Raw genomic sequence first — 1,058 nt, 5'->3', positions numbered from 1 at the left:
CTTTAAACTTCTGTTATATTCTTTCCAGTTGCAAACTTTTTGTAGCTTTGACATACACACTTGTGGTTAAGTTTTTTGTCAATTTACTACTTTTCTTAGTTCGCAGCTACTTTTTTTTATATCTACGCAACAAGGTCTTGCAGGAATGACGATGAAACCGAACCGTGCAACAAAATCGGTATGACATCGTAGTGTTTTTCAGATCCAAAATAGCATATATCGCTTTAAAAATATATTTATTTTTCTTTTAAACGATCAGCTATTAGCTGATATGATTCAAAAGCTTTATGAGGCTCGTTTTCAAGCAATTCAAATCCCAATTTTTCATTACTGTTAATATGCCATAACCTACAATTATCCGGACTAATTTCATCAGTTAACATAATGATAGATTCTTCACCGTTAAACACACGCCCAAATTCTAATTTACATTCAACAAGCCGAATCCCGATTCCGATAAATAAGCCGCTTAGAAAATCATATATACGCAAAGCCTGCTCTTTTACCGCTTTAACTTCATCCCTAGTTAACCAGCCGAAACTTAATATTTGATACTCATTAACTATCGGATATTTAAATTCACGACTTCGGACCTTAAAATCAATGATCGGTTTATCAAATACATACCCTTCGTCCATACCGAATTCTTTTACAAATCTACCGCACGCTACCGATGATATTATTACTTGTACCGGAAAAATCTCAACATATTGAATTAATTGCTCCCTCATATTTATTTTTTCAATAAAATGATTTTCAATGCCGTTCATTTCCAGTTTATCCATTAGAAAGGAAGAAATATTATTATTAAGTACCCCCTTGCCTGAGACCTCAATAATTTCACCGCTTTCTAAGGTAACATTATCGGAAAAGGCCATTATAAGTAAAAAATCTTCTTCGGCGGAATATAAAATTTTACTTGAACCTTTGTAAAGTTGTGTTTTCATTTGTTATTTTCTCAAAATTCATTTTCATCGTCATTGCAAGCGGGCATTGTGACGTGGACCAATTTTTCCGTCATTCCCTCGCAAGGCGTTGTTGCGTGGAGATTAAAAAAA

The 1,058-nt window shown here is 33.7% G+C and carries 1 protein-coding gene; it reads right to left on the bottom strand.

Annotation, left to right across the window (positions count from 1 at the left end):
- Nucleotides 1-236: 236 nt before the first annotated feature.
- Nucleotides 237-947 carry a phosphoribosylaminoimidazolesuccinocarboxamide synthase gene (locus tag KYQ89_RS00525; protein ID WP_218459858.1) on the bottom strand — a complete coding sequence of 237 codons (711 nt, stop codon included), beginning with the start codon at nucleotides 945-947 and terminating at the stop codon, nucleotides 237-239.
- Nucleotides 948-1,058 lie beyond the last annotated feature (111 nt).

Origin of the sequence: Rickettsia sp. TH2014, from assembly GCF_019249195.1 — a bacterium.
In the GTDB taxonomy this organism is placed as follows: Bacteria; Pseudomonadota; Alphaproteobacteria; order Rickettsiales; family Rickettsiaceae; genus Rickettsia; species Rickettsia felis.
The sequence above is the reverse complement of the archived record's forward strand: the minus strand, read 5'-3'. Positions and strand labels throughout refer to the sequence as shown.